Origin of the sequence: Mucilaginibacter sp. (assembly GCF_965277465.1) — a bacterium.
In the GTDB taxonomy this organism is placed as follows: domain Bacteria; phylum Bacteroidota; class Bacteroidia; order Sphingobacteriales; family Sphingobacteriaceae; genus Mucilaginibacter.
The window spans coordinates 1,574,618-1,599,332 of the sequence record NZ_CBDICW010000002.1 but is presented as its reverse complement, the minus strand read 5'-3'; the positions used below and the strand labels follow the sequence as shown (position 1 = coordinate 1,599,332).

At 39.1% G+C, this 24,715-nt stretch carries 21 protein-coding genes; 13 read left to right on the top strand and 8 right to left on the bottom strand.

Going from position 1 to position 24,715, the window contains the following annotated elements:
- Positions 1 to 9: 9 nt before the first annotated feature.
- The 12 genes from spt (at position 10) to ACQY4U_RS19335 (ending at position 14,823) form a co-directional block, all read left to right on the top strand.
- Entirely contained in the window at positions 10 to 1,215 is a 1,206-nt protein-coding gene (gene spt, locus ACQY4U_RS19390; RefSeq protein WP_428331109.1) for a serine palmitoyltransferase, read from the top strand.
- Positions 1,216 to 1,336: 121 nt separating this feature from the next.
- Positions 1,337 to 2,455, top strand: a complete 1,119-nt coding sequence (locus ACQY4U_RS19385) for a hypothetical protein (RefSeq protein WP_428331108.1) — start codon at positions 1,337 to 1,339, stop codon at positions 2,453 to 2,455.
- Entirely contained in the window at positions 2,452 to 3,438 is a 987-nt protein-coding gene (locus ACQY4U_RS19380) for an NAD-dependent epimerase/dehydratase family protein (protein ID WP_428331107.1), read from the top strand. Before ACQY4U_RS19385 ends, ACQY4U_RS19380 begins: the two co-directional genes overlap by 4 nt.
- Before the next feature lie 26 nt (positions 3,439 to 3,464).
- Positions 3,465 to 4,787 (top strand): inositol-3-phosphate synthase, encoded by a 1,323-nt coding sequence (locus ACQY4U_RS19375; protein WP_428331106.1) that lies wholly within the window; start codon positions 3,465 to 3,467, stop codon positions 4,785 to 4,787.
- A gap of 102 nt (positions 4,788 to 4,889) precedes the next feature.
- Positions 4,890 to 5,342 carry a phosphatidylglycerophosphatase A family protein gene (locus ACQY4U_RS19370; protein ID WP_428331105.1) on the top strand — a complete coding sequence of 151 codons (453 nt, stop codon included), beginning with the start codon at positions 4,890 to 4,892 and terminating at the stop codon, positions 5,340 to 5,342.
- Positions 5,343 to 5,739: 397 nt separating this feature from the next.
- A complete protein-coding gene (locus tag ACQY4U_RS19365; protein WP_428331104.1) occupies positions 5,740 to 8,247 on the top strand; it encodes a DUF5686 family protein in 2,508 nt (835 codons plus the stop codon).
- 13 nt (positions 8,248 to 8,260) lie between these two features.
- A complete protein-coding gene (locus ACQY4U_RS19360) occupies positions 8,261 to 8,977 on the top strand; it encodes a CDP-alcohol phosphatidyltransferase family protein (RefSeq protein WP_428331103.1) in 717 nt (238 codons plus the stop codon).
- Positions 8,978 to 9,197: 220 nt separating this feature from the next.
- Positions 9,198 to 9,818, top strand: coding sequence for a sterol desaturase family protein (locus tag ACQY4U_RS19355; RefSeq protein ID WP_428331102.1), 621 nt, complete (start codon positions 9,198 to 9,200; stop codon positions 9,816 to 9,818).
- Position 9,819: 1 nt separating this feature from the next.
- Positions 9,820 to 10,758 (top strand): phosphatase PAP2 family protein, encoded by a 939-nt coding sequence (locus ACQY4U_RS19350; protein ID WP_428331101.1) that lies wholly within the window; start codon positions 9,820 to 9,822, stop codon positions 10,756 to 10,758.
- Positions 10,759 to 10,984: 226 nt separating this feature from the next.
- Positions 10,985 to 12,274: a hypothetical protein gene (locus ACQY4U_RS19345; RefSeq protein ID WP_428331100.1), complete on the top strand. Its 1,290-nt coding sequence runs from the start codon at positions 10,985 to 10,987 to the stop codon at positions 12,272 to 12,274.
- A 182-nt stretch (positions 12,275 to 12,456) separates the two neighbouring features.
- Complete coding sequence (locus tag ACQY4U_RS19340; RefSeq protein WP_428331099.1) at positions 12,457 to 13,017, top strand: CAP domain-containing protein; 561 nt, start codon at positions 12,457 to 12,459, stop codon at positions 13,015 to 13,017.
- Between the two features lie 186 nt (positions 13,018 to 13,203).
- Complete coding sequence (locus ACQY4U_RS19335) at positions 13,204 to 14,823, top strand: hypothetical protein (RefSeq protein ID WP_428331098.1); 1,620 nt, start codon at positions 13,204 to 13,206, stop codon at positions 14,821 to 14,823.
- Between the two features lie 17 nt (positions 14,824 to 14,840).
- Here ACQY4U_RS19335 and ACQY4U_RS19330 read toward each other — a convergent pair whose 3' ends face one another.
- From ACQY4U_RS19330 to ACQY4U_RS19315, 4 genes are all read right to left on the bottom strand, one after another.
- Positions 14,841 to 15,068, bottom strand: coding sequence for a DUF1456 family protein (locus tag ACQY4U_RS19330; protein WP_428331097.1), 228 nt, complete (start codon positions 15,066 to 15,068; stop codon positions 14,841 to 14,843).
- A gap of 21 nt (positions 15,069 to 15,089) precedes the next feature.
- Positions 15,090 to 16,391, bottom strand: coding sequence for a DEAD/DEAH box helicase (locus ACQY4U_RS19325; RefSeq protein ID WP_428331096.1), 1,302 nt, complete (start codon positions 16,389 to 16,391; stop codon positions 15,090 to 15,092).
- 79 nt (positions 16,392 to 16,470) lie between these two features.
- A complete protein-coding gene (locus ACQY4U_RS19320; protein WP_428331095.1) occupies positions 16,471 to 17,019 on the bottom strand; it encodes a DUF4337 domain-containing protein in 549 nt (182 codons plus the stop codon).
- Positions 17,020 to 17,092: 73 nt separating this feature from the next.
- A complete protein-coding gene (locus ACQY4U_RS19315) occupies positions 17,093 to 17,377 on the bottom strand; it encodes a hypothetical protein (protein WP_428331094.1) in 285 nt (94 codons plus the stop codon).
- Between the two features lie 251 nt (positions 17,378 to 17,628).
- Between ACQY4U_RS19315 and ACQY4U_RS19310 the strand changes: the two genes are divergently transcribed.
- Complete coding sequence (locus ACQY4U_RS19310; RefSeq protein ID WP_428331761.1) at positions 17,629 to 19,020, top strand: MBL fold metallo-hydrolase RNA specificity domain-containing protein; 1,392 nt, start codon at positions 17,629 to 17,631, stop codon at positions 19,018 to 19,020.
- Between the two features lie 70 nt (positions 19,021 to 19,090).
- On the opposite strand, the gene ACQY4U_RS19305 is transcribed toward ACQY4U_RS19310, so the two are convergent.
- From ACQY4U_RS19305 to ACQY4U_RS19290, 4 genes are all read right to left on the bottom strand, one after another.
- Positions 19,091 to 20,041: a D-2-hydroxyacid dehydrogenase gene (locus ACQY4U_RS19305; protein WP_428331093.1), complete on the bottom strand. Its 951-nt coding sequence runs from the start codon at positions 20,039 to 20,041 to the stop codon at positions 19,091 to 19,093.
- A 71-nt stretch (positions 20,042 to 20,112) separates the two neighbouring features.
- Positions 20,113 to 21,180 (bottom strand): 3-phosphoserine/phosphohydroxythreonine transaminase, encoded by a 1,068-nt coding sequence (gene serC, locus ACQY4U_RS19300; protein ID WP_428331092.1) that lies wholly within the window; start codon positions 21,178 to 21,180, stop codon positions 20,113 to 20,115.
- A 192-nt stretch (positions 21,181 to 21,372) separates the two neighbouring features.
- Entirely contained in the window at positions 21,373 to 22,041 is a 669-nt protein-coding gene (gene rpe / locus ACQY4U_RS19295) for a ribulose-phosphate 3-epimerase (RefSeq protein ID WP_428331091.1), read from the bottom strand.
- 153 nt (positions 22,042 to 22,194) lie between these two features.
- The gene (locus ACQY4U_RS19290) at positions 22,195 to 24,612 is read right to left on the bottom strand and encodes an ABC transporter permease (RefSeq protein ID WP_428331090.1); all 2,418 of its coding nucleotides are present in this window, start codon (positions 24,610 to 24,612) and stop codon (positions 22,195 to 22,197) included.
- Positions 24,613 to 24,715: the final 103 nt, after the last annotated feature.

The window sequence follows — 24,715 nt, the reverse complement described above, 5'->3', positions numbered from 1 at the left end:
TTAATATACATGGTTAAAAAATTACATGCGAAGATCGCTCAGTTCCAGGATGCTAATATCATCAGGGAAATGGGGCTATATCCATATTTCAGGCCGATCGAGTCTGGTCAGGATACTGAAGTTATTATCGATGGCAAACGTGTATTAATGTTTGGTTCCAATTCATACCTGGGGCTAACAAATCACCCTAAGATCAAAGAAGCTTCTAAAAAAGCTACTGATAAATACGGAACGGGTTGTGCAGGGTCAAGGTTCTTAAACGGAACGCTCGATATTCATATCGAGTTAGAAAAAAGGTTAGCTAATTATGTAAATAAGGAAGCTGCCGTTTTATTCAGCACAGGTTTCCAGGTAAATCTTGGGGTGCTTTCAAGCATTACGGGGCGTAATGATTACTTGATACTGGATGAATATGATCACGCTTCATTGATTGACGGAAGCCGTTTATCATTTTCAAAAGTGATTAAATATGCACACAATGATATGGATGATCTGAGGCGCAAGCTGAGCATCCTGCCGGAGGAAGCAGTTAAGTTAATTGCAGTAGACGGTATTTTCAGTATGGAAGGTGACATTGTTAAACTTCCGGAAATTGTACAGATTGCAGACGAGTTTGGTACTAACATAATGGTTGATGATGCCCACAGCCTGGGTGTAATTGGGCATAATGGTGCAGGTACCTCATCGCACTTTGGCCTTACCGATGAGGTTGACCTCATAATGGGTACTTTTAGTAAATCACTCGCATCATTAGGTGGTTTTATAGCCAGCGATGCTGCTACCATTGATTATCTTAAACACCGCGCACGTGCACTAATGTTTAGCGCAAGTATGCCGCCATCATCAGTAGCAAGCGTTATTGCAGCCCTTGATATTATTGAATCAGAGCCTGAGCGTATTGCCAAGCTTTGGGATAATACAAATTACGCAATGAAACTTTTACTGGACGAAGGTTTTGACCTTGGCCCTACAGAAAGCCCTATACTACCTATATATGTAAGAGATAACGAGAAAACTTTCCTTGTTACCAAGCATCTTCAGGATTCGGGTATCTTTGTTAACCCGGTCGTTTCGCCGGCGGTGCCTTCTGATTCATCTTTATTACGTTTCTCATTAATGGCTACCCATACATTTGCACAAATTGATGAAGCAGTTGATAAAATTGCGAAAGCATTTAAAGATATTGGTGTAACATCAGTTAAAGAAAACATATAAACCTGCTTTTGCCCATCAGCATAAGCAATAAATTAACAGATTAAACAAACATTGCGGGTACTAAATACCCGCAATGTTTGTTTAATCTGAAATGCATTAAATATCTACATCCAAATCCTAAATGAAAAAAATAGTAACGGTTGATCCTAAAAAACAGCTTGGAACGTTTATTGATTTCCCCCATGATCTGTATAAGGACGATGCCAACTATGTTCCGGAATTGTTTATCGCACAAAAGGACATTCTAACAACGCATCCGTTTCATAAACACTCTGAACTGCAAATGTTTCTGGCTTATGATGACGACAAGGTAGTTGGCCGTATTGCTGCCATACTGAACAATAATCATAATAGTTACAACAACAGGAACGATGGTTTCTTTGGTTTTTTTGATTGTATAAATGACCAGGAAACGGCCAACATGCTTTTTGATGTAGCAGCCAAATGGTTAAAGGGTAAAGGAGTTGATCAAAATATAATAGGCCCGGTAAATTTTTCTACCAATGAGGCTTCCGGGCTTTTGATAAAAGGCTTTGACAGCCCGCCGATGCTAATGATGACCTACAATTATCCATATTACGCTGAACTTATTGAAAAAGCCGGCTATGTAAAACAAATGGACCTGATTGCCTGGCATTGGGACGGCGAATCGTACGACGACAGATCGGTAAGGTTATTAGATGCTTTGCAACAGCGTTTAAAACGTAACAATATTACTATCAGAAGAGTTAATTTAAAAAACTTTAAAGAGGAAGTAGTAAAATTGCGCGAAGTGTATAATTCGGCGTGGGATCAAAACAGTGGCTTTGTGCCCCTAACCGATGATGAATTTAATCATTTAGCTAAAGACCTTAAACTGATACTTGACCCTGATTTTGTTTTGGTAGCCGAGCAGGAAGGAAAATTAGTAGGCTTTGGATTGGCATTGCCTAATTATAACGAGATATTCAAAACAATTAAACGCGGCCGTTTATTACCTACAGGTATATTTAAGTTATTGCTGAATAAAAAGAAAATAAAAAGCATCCGTATATATGCATTGGGCGTTATTGATGGCTACCGTAAAATGGGAATTGAAGCCTGTATATATGGTACTATAATAAAGGAATATAAAAGAAAAGGATTTGAACATGCCGAAGCCGGATGGACTTTAGAGAATAACGTTTTAATTAACGAAGCTATTATTGCAATTAAAGGAGATCCGTATAAAACATACAGGCTCTATGAAAAGGCAATATGAAGGAGCGGGTTTTAATAACCGGTGCCAGTGGGTTTGTAGGCTTTCATCTTATCAGCGAAGCCATAAAAAATAACCTGGAAGTGTTTGCAGCTGTGAGAAAAAGCAGTAAAACCGACCACTTAAAGGTGTTTGATATAAAGTATACGTATCCGGATTTTATCAATGTGCAAGCATTAAAAGCCGAGATACTTGAAAATAAATATGATTATATTATTCATGCAGCCGGGGTTACCCGCGCGCGTTCGCAACATGAATATAATCATATCAATGCTGCTTACACCAGCAACCTGGCGCAAGCCGTAGTTGATAGTGGAGTAGCTTTAAAAAAGTTTGTGCTGATAAGCAGCCTGGCGGCTATTGGCCCCTTAAACAGCTTAAATGGAATAATTAACGAAGCTACATCCCCTAACCCGGTTACTGCTTATGGAAGAAGTAAATTACTTGGCGAAGAGAATTTAAAAAGCTTTTCATCGTTAAACTATACAATTTTAAGGCCCACTGGCGTATATGGCCCTCGGGATAAGGATATATTTATTCTGTTTAAACAAATTAGTAAAGGAATTGAGCCATATATTGGTAACATTGAGCAAAAATTAAGCTTAATTTACGTTACCGATTTGGCAACAGCAGCTGTAAAGGCATTATATGCGGGCAATAAAAAAGCCTATATTTTAAGTGACGGTAACTATTACAGTCGCTATGAAATAGGCAATATCAGCAAAGAAGTATTGGGGCGAAAGACTATAAAAATTCATTTGCCTGTAATCTTTGTAAAATTAATTGCCAACATAGCCGAAAAATTTAGTTCTTTGAGCAATAAAGCCGCAGTACTCAATATTGAAAAGTTAAATGAGCTTATGGCCATAAACTGGTATTGCGATATTGAGCCTGCAAAAACTGACCTTGGATTTAACCCCCTGCATAATTTAAGATCTGGAGTTACTGAAACACTTAAATGGTATAAAGCCAACAATTGGCTATAACAAGTATTACACAACAATAAATAAATATGAAAACCAACATTACACCAGCTAATGGTAAATTAGGTATTTTAATTCCGGGATTAGGGGCAGTAGCTACCACCATGATCGCCGGTGTTGAAGCCGTAAAAAAAGGAATATCACAGCCAATAGGTTCCCTTACACAAATGGGAAATATCCGTTTAGGAAAAAGAACTGAAAACCGTTTCCCTAAAGTTAAGGATTTTGTTCCATTGGCTAAGTTAGAAGATATTGTTTTTGGTGGATGGGATGTATATGCTGATAACGTATATGAAGCAGCATCAAAAGCTAAAGTACTTGAAGCTGATTTATTGAAATCAGTAAAGGCAGAGCTTGAAGTAGTTGTGCCAATGAAAGCAGCGTTTGATAAAAACTATGCTAAAAACCTGATAGGTACCCACATTAAAACTGGTACAAGGTATGAAATGGCACAGGAAGTAATGAATGACATTACCACCTTTAAAGAAAAGAACGGTTGCGACCGTATAGTTCTGATCTGGTGCGGATCAACAGAAATATATTACGAAGCATCTGATATTCACCAAACGGTTGCAAAATTTGAGCAGGCTTTACTTGACGATGATAAACGCATATCGCCAAGTATGATCTATGCTTATGCAGCATTAAAAATGGGTATCCCATTTGCAAACGGTGCACCAAACTTAACTGTTGATATACCGGCTATGATTGAGCTTGCTAAATTAACAGAAACCCCAATTGCCGGTAAAGACTTTAAAACAGGCCAAACTTTAATGAAAACCATTTTAGCGCCTGGTTTAGCTGCCCGTTCATTAGGTGTTAAAGGCTGGTTCTCGACCAATATATTAGGTAACCGCGATGGTTTGGTACTTGATGATCCGGATAACTTTAAAACTAAGGAAGTTTCAAAACTTGGTGTACTTGAAGATATTTTAAGACCAGAAGATAACCCTGAACTTTACGGCGATCTTTACCACAAGATCCGTATTGATTACTATCCGCCGCATGGCGATAACAAAGAAAGTTGGGACAATATTGACATTTTTGGCTGGTTAGGCTACAAAATGCAGATCAAGATCAACTTCCTTTGTCGTGATTCAATCTTAGCTGCTCCTATTGCTTTAGACCTTGCCTTATTTAGCGATTTAGCTAAAAGAGCAAACATGAGCGGTATACAGGAATGGTTATCATTCTATCTTAAATCTCCGCAAACTGCCGAAGGTTTACACCCTGAAAACGACATATTTAAACAATTAATCAAATTACAAAACACCCTGCGCCACTTAATGGGCGAAGATTTAATTACACACCTTGGCCTGGATTACTACCAGGAACTTGTTGATGTATTGTAATTATTAATTAAATTAACTTAGTGATCAGGTAAGAGATTGTTATAGATCTTTTACCTGATCATTTTGTTTTAAACAGATTTTATTTGATCAACAATTTACCAAATGTTATTTCATAAACTATTTACTTCAACCCTGGGTATAGGCTATTTAAAAGGCGGTGGTACCTATGCTGCAATTGTTACCTGCCTTTGCTGGTACCTGGCCTGGGCTGGTAGTACTCCTCCCCTTTTACTATCAATTTTAATTACTGCTGTAATTACTTTGGCAGGTGTATGGTCGTCAGGTATTGTTGAGCGCATTTGGGGCAAAGATCCAAGCAAAGTAGTTATTGATGAGGTATCTGGTATGTGCATAGGGCTTTTATTTTTGCCCGTTAACGTAACATATGTGTTATGTGCACTTATTTTATTTCGCTTTTTTGATATAGTAAAGCCCTTTTTCATTCGTAAAATGGAGTCATTACGCGGCGGATGGGGCATTATGTTTGATGATGTGCTTGCAGGTGTTTATACTAACATACTGCTATCCATCGTTGTATGGTTTAAAATATTTTAATGACAACTTTCAACCTTAAAAACCACTTCACTTTCACTGAAACAATATTTGACTTTTTGACCACATTAGTCTATAAGGTTTTTTTCTAACTTTGTTGCCAGGTTACATTACTTCCAAGACCCCCTGCTGAGATCAATGTAGTTTTTGCTTAAGTATATCGCATTATAGATGCGCAAAAGCAAATAGGTTTAAAACCCGCCTGTTAAAGATTAGTTTGGCCTGATAAATCTTTGGAGTATTTATTGCTGACAAACTAACATAATTATTAAAAAATAGATTATCTCATAATACACCTTCTTAAACATTACTACAGATAGGTAGTATTAACTGGGACTGCATACATTACATGAATTGTAAAAGCTTATTTAAAAAGTTATTTCTTCTTGGTCTTTTTTTATTGCCAGCAACATTGCTGCTTGCCCAAAGCACCGTTGTAAGCGGAACTGTTACTGATGCCTCCAACAAACAGCCTTTACCCTTTGTAACCGTTTCATTTACCGGCACAACCATTGGCATAGCCACCGATAATGACGGTAAATTTTCAATAAGCTCTGATAAGCCAGTAAAACAAATTAAAGTTAGCTTCTTAGGTTATAAGGATGCCACTTTTAGCATTGTACCTGGTGCTAAACAAAATATAAACGTACGGCTGTTTCCATCATCAAACCAGTTGAATGAGGTTGTAGTAAAATCGGGCAAAAAACCTAAGTACCGCAATAAGGATAACCCGGCTGTGGAGCTTATCCGCAAAGTAATTGAGAACAAAGAAAAAAACCGTCCTGAAAGTTATTCGTATGTAGAGTATAAGGAATACGATAAAATGCAGTTCTCATTAAGCAATGTATCACCTACACTGGCCGATAAAAAATTCTTCCGTAAGTATGCATTCGTGATCAATAACCGCGATAGTACAACTGTACCGGGAAAATCATTGCTTCCCATATTTCTAAACGAAAAACTTTCGCAATACTATTACCGCAAAAATCCTGAAAAGGAAAAAACAACTGTATTGGGCGACAAAACGGTAAACTTTGGCGGCTCTGTTGATGCCGAAGGATTGGGCGCCTACTTTAAGCACATGTATTATAAGGTGGATATTTATGATAATACCATCTTTTTAATGACCAATAACTTTTTGAGCCCTATAGCAAACTCGGCCCCAACATTTTATAAGTTTTTTATAACCGATACGGTTATGGTAAACAATACCAAATTGGTTGAACTGAGTTTTACGCCCCGCAATACGGCTGATATGCTGTTTGTAGGTAAAATATATATAACGCTTGATGGCAACTACGCTGTTCAAAAGGCTGATCTGGGGATCAACAAAAACATCAACCTGAACTTTGTACGCTCGATGGATGTTAACCAGGAGTTTGAACAAAATCCTGATGGCCGCTGGCACTTAAGTAAAAGCACCACCCTTGCCGATTTCGGCATCACAAAAAACAAAAAAGGCGGCTTATTTGGCATCCGTACCATTACCTATAAAAACTACGCGGTAAATAAGCCGCAGCCCGATACCACTTATCAAAATCAGCAGATAGCAGAATCAGACGAGGTAAAGCATCGCAGCGATCAGTTTTGGGCACAAAACCGTTTAGATACGCTTACCACGGCAGAATCAAAAGTTTACAAAAACGTTGATAGTTTGCGTAATATGCCATCCTTTAGGCGTACAATGGATATTGCTACACTACTACTGGCTGGTTACAAAAACTTTAACTGGTTTGAACTTGGCCCGGCAAATACCTTTTACAGCTTTAACCCGGTTGAGGGCTTTAAATTAAGGGTAGGCGGTCGTACAACTCCTGAACTTAGCAAACGTTACTACTTTGAAACTTATGGGGCTTACGGATTTAAGGATGAAAAATTCAAGTACTTTTTGAGTGCTACGTACTCGCTTAATGATAAATCCATCTACAAGTTTCCGCAAAGCTATATAAGGGCAAGTGTACAAAGCGATACGCACATCCCGGGTGCAAACCTGCAGTTTGTTCAGGAGGATAACTTCCTGCTTTCGTTTAAGCGCGGTAATAACGACAAATACCTGTACGACCAAAATTATCGCCTGGATTATGTACAGGAATTTGAGAACCATTTTTCGTACAGTATCGGCCTTAAAAACCTGAAACAAACTCCGGCAGGCTCCTTGTATTTTTTAAATACAGATGCTAATGGTTTGGTGCATAATATCAGCTCATTAACTTCAACAGAACTTACTGTAGGCCTGCGTTATGCACCGCACGAGCAGTTTTACCAGGGTAAAATATACCGCACACCGATACCAAGCAAATACCCTGTATTTTCGATTGACTATGATGGCGGTTTCAAAAATATTTTTGGCAGCCAGTATAACTTTCAAAACCTGCATGGCAGGATAGACAAGCGTGTTTATCTATCCTATTTAGGCTATGCCGATGTTACGGTTGAAGCCGGGAAGATATTTGGGCAGGTGCCTTATCCCCTGCTAAATATATTCCGCGCTAACCAAACCTATGCTTATGATCTGTACTCATATAACTTAATGAACTTTTTAGAGTTTGTAAGTGACCATTATGAAAGCATAAATATTGACCAGCATTTCAGTGGGTTCTTTTTTAACAAGATCCCATTATTCAAAAAATTAAAATGGAGAGAAGTTGCATCATTTAAAGCCATTTATGGTGGCGTGAGTGATAACAACAACCCTGCATTACATCCATCATTATACCAATACCCCGTAACTGCTTTAGGGCAGCCAATTACCTATGCATTAGGCAAAACGCCTTATGTTGAGGGTAGTGTGGGGATCGAAAATATTTTTAAATTTGTGCGGATTGATTTGGTTAGACGATTCACCTACCTGGATCATCCCGATGTATCAAAATTCGGTATCCGTACAATGGTAAAATTTGATTTCTAAAAAACAAGACCTTATGGAACAACAAACATCTGTACGTACAAACCTTCAATTGGGCATCTATAAAGTGATAGATCCTTTTGTTAAAGTTTTAATAAAATTAGGGCTAACGCCTAACGCTGTAACCTCCATTGGTTTTGTACTGAATGTAGGCGTGGCCGTTATTTTTATTATTGGCGCCGAAGAAGGTAACCGTGGTGATTTAACATATGTAGGATGGGCCGGTGGCCTGATATTGTTTGCAGGCCTTTTTGATATGCTTGACGGGCAGGTTGCACGCCTTGGCAACATGAAATCAACCTTTGGTGCGCTTTATGATTCAGTACTTGACCGTTACAGCGAGCTTATTATGTTTTTAGGCATCTGCTATTACCTGGTTGGCCACCACTACTTTTTAAGCTCGATATTTGCCTTTATAGCACTTATTGGCTCTATGATGGTAAGCTACGTACGTGCCCGTGCCGAAGGTTTGGGTATTGAATGTAAAGGTGGCTTAATGCAAAGGCCTGAGCGTGTTATAACTATCGGTTTATGCGCTGTTATTTGCGGCTTAAGCTCATTGGTTATAGGCGGTGATTACAAAGTATACGTTCCGGGTATCAGGTTTCATATCTTTGAAACCATGTCTATATTTACTATACCCATTGCAATAGTTGCCATTTTAACAAACATAACTGCCTTTAAAAGGCTGATGGATGCAAAAAAATCACTTTTAGAAGAACAGAACAATTAAGTATCAGCTCCAAAACTTTGCGTGCAGTGTATTTATGATAGAGAAAAGCCTCAGAAATATCATATCTTCGTAACAATAAAGCAAAATAGTTTACAAGTCCGAAAATCTTTATTAAAATTGATATAAATTTCACTTGCAGCCTATTTTAGGTGAAATCAAAAAATTAAAAATTCATTTTACAGGCAGAGAAATAGTTAAACATTTTAAACCCTGACCAGACATGAAAAAGAAATACGTATCCAATTCACAGGAATCTGTGAGAATGTTTAAAAGTGATCTGTTAGAGGGTTTATCTAAGGTTCACTTTACAGTGCCTTTATTTATTTTTATCCCGGTTATTGCTTTCTGCATTTATAAATCATTTGCCTTAACAATAGGGATCATTTCATTTTTTGAACTGTTTTTTCTGGGTCTTTTTGTATGGACTTTGGTTGAGTACATTATGCACCGCTTTGTGTTTCACTATGTACCATCAGACAAACCCTGGGCACAAAGGCTGCACTTTATATTTCACGGCGTACACCACGATTATCCAAGTGACGCCATGCGTTTGGTATTGCCGCCATCTTTAAGCATCCCTTTAGCTACCGGCTTTTACTTATTATTTAATGCTATACTACCGGCTAATGATATCTGGGGCTTTTTTCCCGGCTTTATATTAGGTTATTTGTTTTATGATATATCGCACTACGCTATGCATCACTTTAACTTTAAGGGCGGTATCTGGAAAAAAATAAAACAACACCACATGCTGCACCATTACCAGGATCCGGATAAAGGTTACGGCGTAAGCTCTCCTCTTTGGGACAAAATTTTCCGTTCAGATTTCTTAAAAAAGTAGCATGATCAATGCTGTTAATGATGGCGTGAAGATCAATTTACGATCTGTTATTATTGTTTTAGCAATATCACTGTTTTATTTGTTGTTATCTATAGCACTGGTGGGCTTTAAAACCGACCAGCTGGTATTGATGGCTATATTCAACGGCTGCTTTTTCCTGTCGTCAATTACCCGCAAATTCATTTTAGGCTTCTCCATATTTATAGTTTACTGGATCATCTTCGATTATATGAAGGCTTTCCCAAACTATAACTACAACACAGTTCACATTGCCGATCTATACAATCTTGAAAAACACCTTTTCGGAATAAACTTTAACGGAAAGCTGTTAACCCCCAACGAATATTGGCGCGTAAACGGAAAAACCTGGATTGATATAGCAGCTGGTATATTTTACTTGTGCTGGATCCCTGTACCCCTTGCTTTTGCAGCATTCATGTTTTTCAGGAACAGGAAACAATTCCTTTTCTTTTCGCTAACCTTTGTATTGGTAAACTTTATAGGCTTTATAGTTTATTATCTTTATCCAGCGGCCCCGCCCTGGTATGTACAGTATCATGGTTTTGTTTTTCATGCGGCTACACCGGGTAATACTGCCGGCTTAGCTAAATTTGATAAATACTTTAACGCAGGCATATTTAAATCAATATACGCAAAGGGATCAAACGTGTTTGCGGCTATGCCATCTTTACATTCATCATACCCGGTAATTGTATTGTACTACGGTATCAAAAACCGTTTGGGCTTTATGAACGTTGTGTTTGCTATAGTAATGCTTGGTATTTGGTTCACTGCTGTATACGCAAGCCATCATTATGTACTGGATGTTATAGCAGGTATCACTTCGGCTACTGTTGGTATCATTATATTTAACACTTTGTTAAACCGGGCAACACCTTTCCGCCAGTTTATTGACCGGTACGAAAAACTGATCAGGTAGCTATCTGATCAATAACCTGCATTACAACCATTTACAAACCTTACTTATAATTACTGTTTTACTAATGTTCATAGCGGGCAATGATTTTAATCGTTAAAAGCGCAGGTATCCATCCGTTTTGGCATAAAATCTGTTTGAAAATTGAGATAATTACTTCAAATAGTACTTTAAGGCATGCTTTTTGAATACATATAAGTATATTTAAAGCCCTTGCGCTTAATAGCTTATGAAAAAAAATTTAACGCTATTATTTTTTTTACTTGCTTGCTTAAAGCTATCAGCTTATGTAACACATACTGATATACTTAAGTTAATTGTTCCTGTAATATCTTCTGATACATCAAAAACAAACACACCCCCTGCAAAAGACACTATAAAACTAAAGGATACCAGTCATTATGTGGATACCGGTAAATTATTAGCTGCTATAAATCTGAAAGACAGCGTACGTTCTAATCCTTCAATCCGTAAAGACAGTGTGATATTGGCAGTTGCTACAGATAGCACCGGTATTTTCACAGCGCCAGCCCCGCAAAAAGAACCAACCAAAGTAATGCCTTACGTATATAATTTGGGCCTGGGTTACACTGTTAAACACAAAGACAGTACAAACAATCAAGCCTTATTATTTAAATTAGATAGCTTAAACCTGTTTGCACTAACCCGGCAGGCAGATAGCCTGAATGTTTTAGAGGCCGTTCGGTTTTCTGACAGTTTGAAACAACAGGTAAAACTAAAAAGCCTTGATAGTTTAAGATGGGCGCAATACAAACACACGGTTGACAGCGTTCGCCGGGATCTTAAAGGGATGACGGTAGATTCGCTTAAGGGTCAGTTAGGCTTTGCAAAAAACGATGTATTTAAAGGCCCTATTTATGCTGAAATTGCTACCCGCTATTTAGATTACGATACAATCAGCAACAAAAGGATCAGGTTATCATACCAAACAGAAGCTTTAAGTTATACTATGAAAGCACTGCATCATTACTCCTATTATAATGATACGGTAGGCTTGCGTACTTGTTTTGATTACCTGGCCCGGGTTTATATGGCTCAAAAGAAGTATAGCCAGGCCAAATGGTTCATTTTACAATCAAATACGCTTTCGAGGGCTAAAAGGGATGTTGTAAATATCATAGCATCATTAGTTACGCTCTCGGCCATAAAAAGTGAGCAGAATGATTATACGCTGGCCATGCGTGATTTGAATGAGGCCTTACAGCTTTCGGAAAACAATCATTATCCTAAAATAGAATTAAACGTATTAAAGAATTTTGCCTTATTGTACAGCAGGCTAAAAAACTATGATAAGGAAGCTATTGTGCTGAAAAAACGCGACTCGTTAGAGGATAGTATCCGAAAAGATGAAGAAGCCCGATTAATGGCAAGCCTTAATTTAAAAGACTCGACCGAAAAAAGAAAAACAGACTCTGTTCAAACCAAAAAAAAAGTTTATACCTCCAATATCAAAAAACTTTACAAAGTCAGCTCCGCCAAAAAAATGGCTTCATTATAATTCTGATCATTTGCATCGCCCTGATAGCTTTGTTTATATTTATACTTCTTAGAAGAAAAAGAACAGGCAACTGGCGGTATGTGATCCGCAGAAAAAAACATTAATTCTTCTCGCTGCTAAACATTAGTTTAGTTTTTTGTTACTGATACTAAACTACCCAGTGTTTTGATCGTCAAACAAATATGAAAGTTTCAATAAAGGCCTTGTTTATCCTACTTATAACATTTTTGGCAATAAATGTTTATGGGCAGCAAAAAGAGAGTAACTCAAAATTCAGGCGCGAGTTTTTAGATAACATTAACCGTACACGGCAAAAAGGATGTACCTGTGGCACTACCTATATGCCGCCTGCGCCTCCCCTTATTTGGAACGAGCAGTTAGAAACTGCAGCTATTGGCCACGCTTTTGACATGGCCGACGAAAACTACTTTAGCCATACCAGCAAAGACGGCCGTACGATGGAAAAGCGTATTGCCACCGCCGGCTATACATTTAAAGGTTTTAAAAGCTTTATGATAGGCGAAAACATTGCCGAGGGCCAGCAAAGTATTGCCGAAGTGATGCAGGGATGGTTTAAAAGCGAGGGCCATTGTAAAAACCTGATGAACCCCGGCTTTAAAGAGGTTGGTATTGCTGTATATAACCATTACTGGGTTCAGGACTTTGGGGGAAGGGAAACCTTTTCGGCAGATCAGCAAAAACTATTAAGAAGCGGCAAATATCGCCTGATAGAGAAGCAATAACAGCCTTTATTTTGATGAAGAAATTATGAATAGTATAGTACCATAATCTTCAAAACACACTAAAAGCCACTATTTAAAGTTTTTATAGTATACCAGCTACACAAAAAGACCAATTCTTTGTTGCTGATATAACTCTTTTAAAAAGCGGAGTAGCCTTTTAGAAGGGTATTACTAAAATAGATACCTATGTTTTTTTCATCTGCACAACCTGCCAAACACAACCAAAACATCACCGGCTTAAATAAATTAATACACACAAATTTTTTTAAGGCCATATTACTGTTTGTCTTGATGGTTCCGTTTTTAGCTAATGCCGAAGGGTTTAAGTTTAAAATAAAGAACACTACCAAAAATGAGCTCACGGTATTTTATAAGATCAGTAAAAAGTCGGGGGATTTTAAGGTGCGTACATTGGTAAAGTTAAAGCCATCCGAAGAAAAGATAAAAGAAGTTTCTGTGAGTAAAGGTGATACGGTTTCTTTTTACGGGCAAAATGCAGAGGACGAAACTTCGGCCATTGTGCGCAAGGATTTTAAAACCCTGAGCCAGCAAAAGGACGAGGTTTATTATATCCCGATGGTGATCCCCGAAAAAGAAAGTGCAAATTTTGAGTCCTTAGAAAATTTAGGCTTGAAGTTAGAGCATAATAAAGTATTGAATTTTTTAATGAAGATGGATTCATCATCAATGACGAGCCTGTCGTTATTGGAGAATAACTTTCAAAATGTTTACCCGCTGGGCACGTTCATTTTTGTGGATACCAAAACAAACCGCTTGCTGCTGCCCCCGCTGGAACCTTCTTTTTGGAACAATAGCGAAACCTATTTTGCCATACAGGATAGCTTATACGCCATGGTAAATAACAACCACCAGGTACAAGGTGGTGCGCAGGTTGCGTTTATTGCCAAGCTTTTTGATTCATTAAGGGTAAACAATACCGAAGAGCTTGAATTTAAAGGTAAGCTATCTTTAATCCGCTGGAAACCGAGTGCAAATGCTAACATCTACCAGATCATCAACGATAAATCATTCGAAGCATTTTTGCAGAACTGTTACGATCAGATTGACAACCCGGATACCCAATACCAACGCTACCGGTTATACTTCCTTTCATCGTATGAGCGGATTGATGACCTGGAGATCTATGGCAAACAGTTCTATAATTTTGGCAATGAAGCCGATGTTTCGGTAATGAGCGGCCAGCCGGGCTTTGCTTTGTTGAGCACCAACCTGGGCGTGCTTTATACCAAGAACAAAACATTGAGCAATTATTATTCGGTACAAAACTCTGTTTTACGTACAAAGGCTTATGATTTTACACCATTGCTGTTTAACGGTTTTAAAAACAGCGTAAAGGCCAAGCTGATTGAGGAGGCATACCATACACAGCATAATTTAGCTGCCGGGATAATTGGTGAATATAGAAACCTGGTTGATTACAATCCCGACCCTGTAAAGCTTAATTTATCAAAGCTTAATGATAAAGATACCACAGCCACGCTGATGCCGGTAATAACTACTGTTGGCGATGTTAGCCCTTATGCCTATATGGCGCCGGATACTTCAAAACAAGCTATTGCCGCTAACAAAAACGGGATGGCTGATGCTTATAACAATAAGGTTAAGATTTTTAATTCGCACCTGAAGGAGATCAACAGCCTGATCAGGCAGCTTAATCAAACCAATTCGGACATTATTAAAATGTCTGAATCAGGCAATAACAATCAATATAAAAGCAGTACCAAATATTCTACCGGGCTGATGAATGAGATTGTAGTGAGCAACAGCATCATCCGGAAAGAATGATGCCCATTGCACTTATATTATTCTGAAGCCTTAGGGCCGCGTTTATAAATGATCAGTCCGTTTAAAAAGTTGCGCAATATCTGGTCGCCGCAAGGTTTAAAATTAGGATGATCTTCTTTGCGGAATATTGCGCCAAGTTCGGTCTTGGTGATTCGGAAGTTAACCAGGTCTAAAACTTCGATAATGTCATCGTCGGTAAAATGAAGTGCTACGCGCAACTTCTTCATAATATCATTATTGCTCATAGTATGTATTATTGGATATTACTATCTTGAAATTTCAATTTTAACTTTTTTGTTCTTGATCTTTTCGGCCTTGAGCAAATTAACCAGTTGTTCAATACGGTTACGTTTTACGGCTGCGTATGATGAATGGTCAAGCACCTCGATCAGGCCCAGGTCCTCTTTAGCAAGTTCGCCCTTTTGCAGCAATAAACCCACTATATCCACCTTGTTGATCTTATCTTTTTTACCTGCTGCAATGTATAAAGTTGCCCATGGGGATGGCTTTGGCAGCGTCAGATCCTCGGGTAATTCTTCAATCTCAGGGCTATCTTTTAACCAGGGTAATTTTTCGTCCTCGGATAATATCAGGTATGATGTTCCTTTAGCATTCATCCGGGCGGTACGGCCATTACGGTGCAAAAAGGTTTCCTCGTTATGCGGTAATTGGTAATGCACCACGTATTCAATCTCCGGAATATCCAGTCCCCTTGAGGCAAGATCAGTAGTGATCAGTAAATGGTGACTTCCATTCCTGAATTTAAGCAAGGCGCGTTCGCGATCTTCCTGCTCCATCTTTCCGTGGAAAATATCATGTACTATGCCCCTGTCCCATAACAGGTCGCTGATGCGCTCTACAGCATCACGGTGATTACAGAAAACCAGTGTGGCCTTATCCCCTATTTTGCAAAGTAATGAAAACAAGGTGTCCAGCTTATCGGCAGCATCAGAAATAACTGCTTTTAATTTAAGATCGGGCGTATTGGTTTTATTTTGAAGGAAATCAACTTCTATGGGGTGCGATATACCTGTAAAAGAAGGAATCTCCGTCATTTTTGTAGCCGAAGTAAGGATCCGCTTTTTAAGATTTGGCAACTGCCTGATGATATAAGTCATATCCTCCTGAAAACCAAACTCAAGTGCTTTATCAAACTCATCCAAAATCAGCGTGTGGATAGTATCGGTGCTAAAACTTTCGCGGCGAAGGTGGTGACCTATACGTCCAGGGGTACCAATTAAAACCGCCGGTGGCTGTGATAAATTGTTACGTTCTATTTTTACCGGGTGCCCGCCATAGCAAACATTTACTTTAAAACCACTTGCAATAGCCTTAAAAACCTGCTCAATCTGGATAGCCAGTTCGCGTGAAGGAACCAGGATCAGTACCTGAACCGTTGGTATAGCCGGATCTAAAATTGATAAAAGAGGCAACAAAAAACCTAATGTTTTACCTGAACCTGTTGGCGAAAGTAATACTACATCGCCTTTTTTTGCAGCTTCGAGCGCAGCGTTTTGCATTTGGTTCAATGCAGTGATCTTCAGGTTTTCGAGCGCTTTTTTTATCATGAGGGTACAAAGATACGTTTTATTGCCCTCTTTACTGCCTGCGGCTTGATCATCCTTTAAACCTTCGGGATGCGTTTACTTAGAACAGCGTGCCTTGCAGCAAAAAGAAGATCCCCACAAAAGCAAAACCTACGCTTACTATCCACAAGGCCTTTCGTTTGGTAATAATGGATATAGCGCCAATGGCAATGGCTACCTGGAATAAAGTTACACCCCTGGCTAATATTTTATGCCTGGCCACATGCTCGTCTGATTCCTTTTGTGCCTCTTTGGCTTCTTCCATAATTTTAGCCTGCTCGCTTTTATTGGCTGCTATTTTTGCAGTATCCTGCGCGGCCGGAGCTTTGCCTATAGCGATCAATATTTTGTTGGATGAGTTGATCAATTCTGTTTTGATACTTTTTGCCTGGTAAAACGCCCATTTATCTGAAGAGCGAATCTGCGACAGCATAGCTTCATCAGCATGGTCACCAGCCAAAAGCCCGGTTATAGCTGCTAAAACCGCAATAACAGCCGTAGTTAACGCCACATACAATACCCATTTTTCCTTGCCTTCTGCCAAAATATGGTGTGCATGCTCATCACTTTGTTCATGTATCTTTTCCGAAAAATCTTCTATTTCTTCCATGTATTATCAATGCTGATTAAACATAATCGTAAAATCAGCTTAAAGTTTTAAAATGAATGTTTTATTGCTGGTATTATTGCAGTAAATCGGGATCGGCTCCTGCCGGGTCTTTATAATTTTTAATAAATCCGGCAACCTCGGCGGCTTCATCGTAGGTAAGTTCGTCCATGCCATCGTAGGTCCAATTATTCATATCCTCATCAAAAACAATATCCCCCATCCCAACAGTACCATTGCTCAGTTTATAAATGCCGGTTGAATAAAAATCGCCGCCTGGCAACAGGTTATTAACAGGTGAAATAGTGAGGTGCAAAGGCCCATCTGCCGTTTGCAGGTCATAGCTTACTTTGTTTATCATGCCTAATGATCTAATTACTACAAAAATAGGTTAATTTTACTTGTGAAATAAGTACCAAATTTTAGTACACAAAAACTTTGCCTGCATTGGCATTTCTATACAAAATCTTACAACAATAATAATAAGTTTGTAAGTAGTTCATTTAATCCAATTGTTCATTAGTTTATTGGTTAACCTGTGTATTGTTTTAACACCTATAACCGGCGCCAATAATGAGAACAATTGAGGCAATGAACTAATTAACTGACATGATGAAATTAACGATATACGGGGCGGCCCGTCAGGTTACCGGCAGCATGCATTTGCTGGAGGTTGACCGATTTAAGATATTAGTGGATTGCGGGTTGGATTATGAAAAGGACCGCAGCATACAATCAAACGAGAATTTTCCTTTTAACCCTGCCGAGATCAATGTGGTTATTTTAACCCACGCACATATTGACCATTCGGGCAATTTACCAACGCTGATGCGTTTAGGTTTTGACGGGCAGATATTGTGCACCCCACCAACAGCAGACCTAACAGAGCTATTGCTACTCGATTCGGTAAATATTTTTATGCGCAAGGCCGACCGGGGGCGTAAACACCGCAAAGGAAAATTTAACACAGGTGCGCAGCCACTGTACCTGCAAAAACACGTAATGGATACGGTAGACCGGTTTATAACCATAGGATATAACAGGCCGTTCCGCATTAATGATGATATTGAGCTTACGTTTACGCCAATTGGGCACTTATTGGGTGCGGCAGCCGCAACTTTTAAGGTAAACGATAACGGCGAAGAAAAAACGATTGCCTTTACAGGCGATATAGGCCGTAAAAATTACCCGGTATTGGATGATCCGCAACCCTTACCCCCGGTAGATTTTTTAGTAACAGAATCAACCTATGGCGGTCGTTTTCATACCAAGGACATGACCGTTGAGCAGGCGCTCATTGAACATATTGAACGGGCCTGTATCAAAGAACAGGGACGCTTGATTATCCCGGCGTTCAGTATCGGGCGTACACAATCATTAGTTTACTCGTTAAACAAGATCTTTACCAGTGGTTTGTTACCTGCTGTTAAAGTATTTGTTGATAGTCCGCTGGCCACACGGTCAACCGAGGTTTTCAGGAAATATCATAATCTGGTAAACCAGGAAGCGCAGGAGTTTTACCAAAAGCGCGGCAACGAATTTGAGTTCGATAACCTTACCTATGTTGAAACGCTGAAAGACAGCCGGCAGGTATCCAATTACTTTGAGCCCTGCATCATAATTTCATCGGCAGGGATGCTTGATGGAGGCCGGATCCAGGATCATTTGTTCCATAATATCCAGAATTACTACTGTACCATATTGTTTATAGGTTATTGTGCCAAAGGCACCTTAGGCTTCCGTTTATTAAGGGGCGATCCTATCGTTCATATAAAAGACCGCGATCTGTCTGTTTATGCAACCATTAAAAAAACTGATGTTTTAAGCGCTCACGGCGACCACGACGATTTAATGGATACTGTTAGGCAACAGGATAAAGCAAAACTTAAAAACGTTTTCCTGGTACACGGCGAACTATCCAGCATGCAGGCATTTGCCGATTCGCTGGAGGATGAAGGTTATCCGGTTGTAATACCTGAGTTAGGCGTAAACTATAACCTTTAAAATCAAAAAAGGCACGAACCCGGATAATCGAGTTCGTGCCTTTTAATATGATCAGCGTATTTTTGCGCTATTATTTTTTGAAGTGACCGATAATCAGGTTAGCCAATTCAACACCTATACGTTCCTGTGCTTCATTGGTAGCTGCACCTATGTGCGGTGTTAATGAAATTTTAGGGTGTTTTAATATCTCTTCGCGCGGTGTAGGTTCGTTATCATAAACATCTAATGCTGCAAATGATACTTTACCACTATCTAAAGCGGCTATCAAAGCCAGTTCATCAATTAAACCACCACGTGAGCAGTTAACCAAGCCTACACCTTTTTTAACTTGAGCTAATTCTTCTGCGCCAATTAATGCTTTGTCAACAAATGGTGTGTGCAGGGTAATAAAATCAGCATTTGCAATAATCTCTTCTTTAGTTGCTGTATTAACGGTTACTTTAACCTTGGTACCACCGCCTAAAGTAAGTTCAACTTCGGGGTTAAAAGGGAAAAGATCATAAGCTAAAACATCCATACCAACACCAATAGCAATTTTAGCTACTTCGCGGCCGATACGGCCAAAGCCTAAAATACCTATTGTTTTGCCACCTAACTCAATCCCTTTAGCGTAAGCCTTTTTAAGATCGTTAAACTTGGTAGCACCTTCAACTGGCATTTTACGGTTACTATCCTGCAAAAAGCGAACACCGGTAAATAAATGACCAAATACAAGTTCGGCAACAGATAACGATGAGGATGCAGGTGTATTATAAACGCCTATTCCTTTTTCTTTAGCATAATCAACATCGATATTATCAACGCCTACGCCGCCCCTGCCAATCAGTTTGAGATTTGGGCAGGCATCAATTAATGCCTTGCGTACTTTTGTAGCACTACGCACAGTTATACCATCGTATTCCTGTAACCTTGTTGGAAGTTCATCCTGTGGTATGTTATTGGTATCAATAAAAAAACCGGCGTCTTCTAAAAGTTTTTTACCTACCGGATCAATACCGTCATTAGCTAATATCTTTATCATATTTTGAATATTGGTCATTAGTCATTTGGCATTAACATTATTTAAAATGACCAGCGGCTAATGACTATAAATTATTTATTCTTTTCTGTAAACTCTTGCATGGCATCTATCAGCACATAAACACTGGTAATAGGCAATGCGTTATAGATTGAAGCTCTGAAACCACCAACACTTCTATGGCCTTTTATGCCGATAATGCCTTTATCGTCGCAAAGTTTAAGGAATGGTTTTTCGTGCTCAGGATTTTCCATCACAAAGCAAACATTCATGTGCGAGCGGTCTTCAATTTCACAAACACCTTTAAATAAAGGGTTGCGGTCAATCTCTTCGTACAATACACGTGATTTGGCTATATTTTCTTTTTCGATAGCTTCAACACCGCCTTTTGATTTTAACCAGTTAAGGGTAAGCATTGAAACATATATAGCAAAAACCGGAGGCGTGTTATACATTGAACCACCTTCAATCTGTGTTTGATAGTTAAACATTGCAGGAATTTTACGCCCTGTTTTGCCTAATATATCATCCTTTATGATTACTAAGGTAACACCTGCAGGACCCATATTTTTCTGTGCACCAGCATAGATCAAACCAAAATCAGCAACGTTTATTTTGCGGCTGAATATATCTGACGACATATCACAAACCAACGGTACAGGTGATTTAGGGAAGCTTTGTGACTGTGTACCGTAAATGGTATTGTTTGAGGTCATGTGGAAATAAGCTGCATCGGCAGGTATTTCAAAATCCTTAGGTATGTAGTTAAAGTTTTTATCTTTTGATGAGGCTACAACCTGTACTTCACCAAAAAACTTTGCTTCTTTTAATGCTTTGTTTGCCCATACACCTGTTTCAAGGTAAGCAGCTTTACCACCATCGGGCAGTAAATTATAAGGAGCTAAAGCAAACTGGGTGCTGGCGCCGCCTTGTAAAAACAATACAGAGTACCCTTCCGGCACGCTGAATAACTCCTTTACCAGTTTCACCGCTTCTTCCAAAACGCCTTCAAACTCAGCAGAGCGATGCGAAATTTCAAGAATGGATAAACCGATCCCGTTAAAATCAACAACTGCTGATGCTGCCTGTTTTAAAACTTCATGTGGTAAAATGCCTGGTCCGGCGCCAAAATTGTGTTTCATTTGATTTAATAATTGGTTTTGTTAAATATAAGCTAATTAACAACTTCGTATTTAGATGGGCCGAAGTTAATTAATTTGACAAAGTTTATAGACATTATTTGCTTTTTTTGAAAAATGATACAATTAACATACAAATGCTGTATAGAATTTTAAATATTCAAAAAATTCAGGGCATTTATTAGCAGGGTTGTATCACGATCGTGGAAAAGGTTTTGGATCCTTTAATCCTGCAATAGCTGCAGTTGGATCAGGAGATGAGAAAACAGAGCTGCCTGCTACAAAAACATTGGCCCCTGCTTCAATTAAAGCATTGATATTGTGCGCATCAACCCCGCCATCAACCTCAATAAAAAGGTTTGGGTTTTTACGGCTGCTTAGTTCTTTAATGTCCCTTAGTTTTTTGTAAGTATTTTCAATAAACCGCTGGCCGCCAAAGCCCGGGTTAACAGACATAATTAGCACCATATCAAGATCGCCTATAATATCGTCCAATGCAGCTACGGGGGTATGCGGATTTAAGGCCACACCTGCACGGCAACCTAATTCTTTAATATATTGAACGGTACGGTGTAAATTGGGGCAAACCTCATAATGCACTGTAATACCTGATGCACCTGCATCTTTAAAATTCTTTAAATAACGATCGGGCTCAACAATCATCAGGTGTACATCCAGTGGCTTAAGTGCATGTTTTTTAACCGCACTGGTAACCGGAAAACCAAATGATATATTCGGCACAAAAACACCATCCATTATATCAACATGGATCCAATCAGCCTGGCTGTTGTTTATCATTTCAATATCGCGCTGTAAATTGGCAAAATCGGCAGCTAAAATTGATGGCGCTACAAGGTGCTTCATGGCCTCAAATATAGTACTTTTTAGTGCGAAAGAAGGAAGAGTGTGTAAACTCAGATGGCAAAAATGAGTTTAGAAAGACTTATAAAGCAAAGTGCTGGTATGTTTAACATATCAGCACTTTGCTTTTATCTGAACTATCAAAAACATCAGGGATTACTCCGCCCTTAAGCTGGTTACGGGATTCATCAATGCTGCCTTAATAGCTCTGAAGCTAACCGTTGCAATGGTTATTACCACAGCCAATAATCCGGCTACGGCAAATATCCACCAGCCAATGGTGGTGCGGTAGGCAAAATCCTGTAGCCAGCGGGTCATGCCCCAATAAGCTAAAGGGCAGGCAATAACAGCTGCTATGGCTACCAACTTTAAAAAATCGTTTGATAACATACCTACAATACTGCTTACACTTGCACCCAGTACCTTCCGGATCCCGATCTCTTTGGTGCGTTGCTCGGCAGCATAGGTAACCAAGCCGAATAAACCAAGGCAGGCAATCAGTATGGCAAAAAATGCAAAGGATACAAAGATCCTCCCGGTACTTTGTTCTGACTGATAGAGGTGATTAAAATCATCATCTAAAAACGAATAAGTAAAGGGCTGCCCTGCCATATTAGCATCAGCCGAGTGATATAGGTTTTGAATCTGTGCTATAAGCGCCGTGATATTTTTTGTTTCTATCCTGAAAGCCATGCCGCCTCGGTCTGTACCCAACCTAAAAATAAGGGGTTCAATTTTAGTGCGTAATGAACCTGCGTTAAAATCCTTTACCACACCAATAACATTCATGGGTACGCCTCCGCTTCTGAATATTTTTTTATTTAGCGGCTCGTTGTTAAAACCTAACATCCTTGCTGCAGTTTCGTTAATGATAATCGCTGTTGAATCTGTTAGTGTTCCTTTAGTAAAATTCCTGCCGGCCATCATTTTCATCCCCAGGGTTGAAATATAGTCTTCATCAATATACCAGGTTGCTAAAGCTGTTGATTGCCCGGGGCTCATGGTTGCATCTTTACCATAAACTTCGGTATTACCGTTTCGTGAAGTAGGGAGATAAGGCGTTACGGTACCTGATTTTACCCCAGCTAATTTCAATACATCCTGCTTAAACGACTTGGCATGTAAAAACAACGAATAGGTATTTTGTAAAACCAAAACCTGCTCCCGTTTATAACCAAGATCTTTATTGCGGATATAACTTAGCTGACTATAGATCACCAAAGTGCCTACTATGAGTATGATTACCGTGGCAAACTGAAATACTACCAGGCTGTTGCGCAGCCAGCTGCCTTTAAAGCCCGATGCCAGTTTACCTTTTAATACGGCAATAGGTTGAAATGCCGACATAAAGAAAGCAGGATATAGACCCGCCATTAAGCCTATTAATAAAGTGACCATCAATAAACAAGGCAGCACTAAAACATTAGACAACAGATTGAGCGTTATTTGTTTGCCCGATAACTGGTTAAAATACGGCAACAGCAATGCCGCAACAAAAAGCGCTATAATTAATGCTATAAAACTGGTAAGGGTTGATTCTATTAAAAACTGGTATATAAGTGTACCCCGGTTTGAGCCTAAAACCTTACGGATCCCAACCTCTTTTGACCGACCCGCCGAACGTGCTGTAGACAGGTTCATGAAATTTACACAGGCAATAAGCAGTATAAATACAGCAATAATAATAAACATATAAACGTACTGGATATTACCTGAGGGCTCCTGCTCGTCTGTTAAGGTAGAGTATAAGTGTATTTTTGTTAACGGGATGGTTACATATCTAAAATGATCGCCTTTATTATCCAGATCAGCGATGGAGGTATGAATAAAGTTTTGCAGTAATGGTTCGGCATATTTCTTTGTGGCATCTTTTAAATAACCGTCAACATCCTGCTGGGTTGTTCCTTTGCGGGCCAATACATAAGTTAAGTAATTAACGTTTATCCAATTGGTGTTGTGGCTATCCGGATTACCAGACATGGCCATTATCAGGTTAAAATGCAGGTGCGATAGTACCGGCATATTTTTTATAACCCCTGTTATTTTATAATCGTCGGTATTATTAAGCCTTAATGTTTTGCCAATAACATCAAGTGAGTTAAAATATTTCTTAGCGATATATTCAGATACCACTAACGAATGTGGCTGCACCAACGCTGTTTTAGTATCACCGGCAATCATCTGTAAGGTAAAAACATTAAACAGATTAGCATCGGCAAACATACAGTTTGGCTCAAATATGGTTTTATCACCGCTTTTTACTAAAGCTTTGCCCTCATCCCTTAAGCTGGTGGCCTGCTCAATCTGCGGGTAATCCTTCATCATGGTGGCAGCCATGGCTGCGGGCGTTAAGCGCGTATTAAACACGCTTCCGTTTACCTTAAAATCAGCGTTAACGCGGTATATGCGGTCGGCATTCCGGTTATACTTATCGTAACTTAATTCGTCAATAACAAATAGTGTGATCAGCAGGCATACCGCTAAACCTATGGCAAGTCCGAATATATTGATGGCCGAAAATCCTTTGTTTCTCCAAAGATTCCGGAATGCTATTTTAAAGTAGTTTTTAAACATAAGGCAGATTGTAATATAAACTTATAATATTATCAGTAACAATCCAACACAATGCCATATTCTTAATTAACTATAAATCAATTAATTATGTATTAAACAGTCA

Excerpts from the sequence above, each read along its gene's own strand:
- spt (WP_428331109.1), top strand. The coding sequence starts at position 10 with ATGGTTAAAAAATTACATGCGAAGATCGCTCAGTTCCAGGATGCTAAT.
- ACQY4U_RS19385 (WP_428331108.1), top strand. The coding sequence starts at position 1,337 with ATGAAAAAAATAGTAACGGTTGATCCTAAAAAACAGCTTGGAACGTTT.
- ACQY4U_RS19380 (WP_428331107.1), top strand. The coding sequence starts at position 2,452 with ATGAAGGAGCGGGTTTTAATAACCGGTGCCAGTGGGTTTGTAGGCTTT.
- ACQY4U_RS19375 (WP_428331106.1), top strand. The coding sequence starts at position 3,465 with ATGAAAACCAACATTACACCAGCTAATGGTAAATTAGGTATTTTAATT.
- ACQY4U_RS19370 (WP_428331105.1), top strand. The coding sequence starts at position 4,890 with ATGTTATTTCATAAACTATTTACTTCAACCCTGGGTATAGGCTATTTA.
- ACQY4U_RS19360 (WP_428331103.1), top strand. The coding sequence starts at position 8,261 with ATGGAACAACAAACATCTGTACGTACAAACCTTCAATTGGGCATCTAT.
- ACQY4U_RS19355 (WP_428331102.1), top strand. The coding sequence starts at position 9,198 with ATGAAAAAGAAATACGTATCCAATTCACAGGAATCTGTGAGAATGTTT.
- ACQY4U_RS19350 (WP_428331101.1), top strand. The coding sequence starts at position 9,820 with ATGATCAATGCTGTTAATGATGGCGTGAAGATCAATTTACGATCTGTT.
- ACQY4U_RS19345 (WP_428331100.1), top strand. The coding sequence starts at position 10,985 with ATGAAAAAAAATTTAACGCTATTATTTTTTTTACTTGCTTGCTTAAAG.
- ACQY4U_RS19340 (WP_428331099.1), top strand. The coding sequence starts at position 12,457 with ATGAAAGTTTCAATAAAGGCCTTGTTTATCCTACTTATAACATTTTTG.
- ACQY4U_RS19335 (WP_428331098.1), top strand. The coding sequence starts at position 13,204 with ATGTTTTTTTCATCTGCACAACCTGCCAAACACAACCAAAACATCACC.
- ACQY4U_RS19330 (WP_428331097.1), bottom strand. The coding sequence starts at position 15,068 with ATGAGCAATAATGATATTATGAAGAAGTTGCGCGTAGCACTTCATTTT.
- ACQY4U_RS19325 (WP_428331096.1), bottom strand. The coding sequence starts at position 16,391 with ATGATAAAAAAAGCGCTCGAAAACCTGAAGATCACTGCATTGAACCAA.
- ACQY4U_RS19320 (WP_428331095.1), bottom strand. The coding sequence starts at position 17,019 with ATGGAAGAAATAGAAGATTTTTCGGAAAAGATACATGAACAAAGTGAT.
- ACQY4U_RS19315 (WP_428331094.1), bottom strand. The coding sequence starts at position 17,377 with ATGATAAACAAAGTAAGCTATGACCTGCAAACGGCAGATGGGCCTTTG.
- ACQY4U_RS19310 (WP_428331761.1), top strand. The coding sequence starts at position 17,629 with ATGAAATTAACGATATACGGGGCGGCCCGTCAGGTTACCGGCAGCATG.
- ACQY4U_RS19305 (WP_428331093.1), bottom strand. The coding sequence starts at position 20,041 with ATGATAAAGATATTAGCTAATGACGGTATTGATCCGGTAGGTAAAAAA.
- serC (WP_428331092.1), bottom strand. The coding sequence starts at position 21,180 with ATGAAACACAATTTTGGCGCCGGACCAGGCATTTTACCACATGAAGTT.
- rpe (WP_428331091.1), bottom strand. The coding sequence starts at position 22,041 with ATGAAGCACCTTGTAGCGCCATCAATTTTAGCTGCCGATTTTGCCAAT.
- ACQY4U_RS19290 (WP_428331090.1), bottom strand. The coding sequence starts at position 24,612 with ATGTTTAAAAACTACTTTAAAATAGCATTCCGGAATCTTTGGAGAAAC.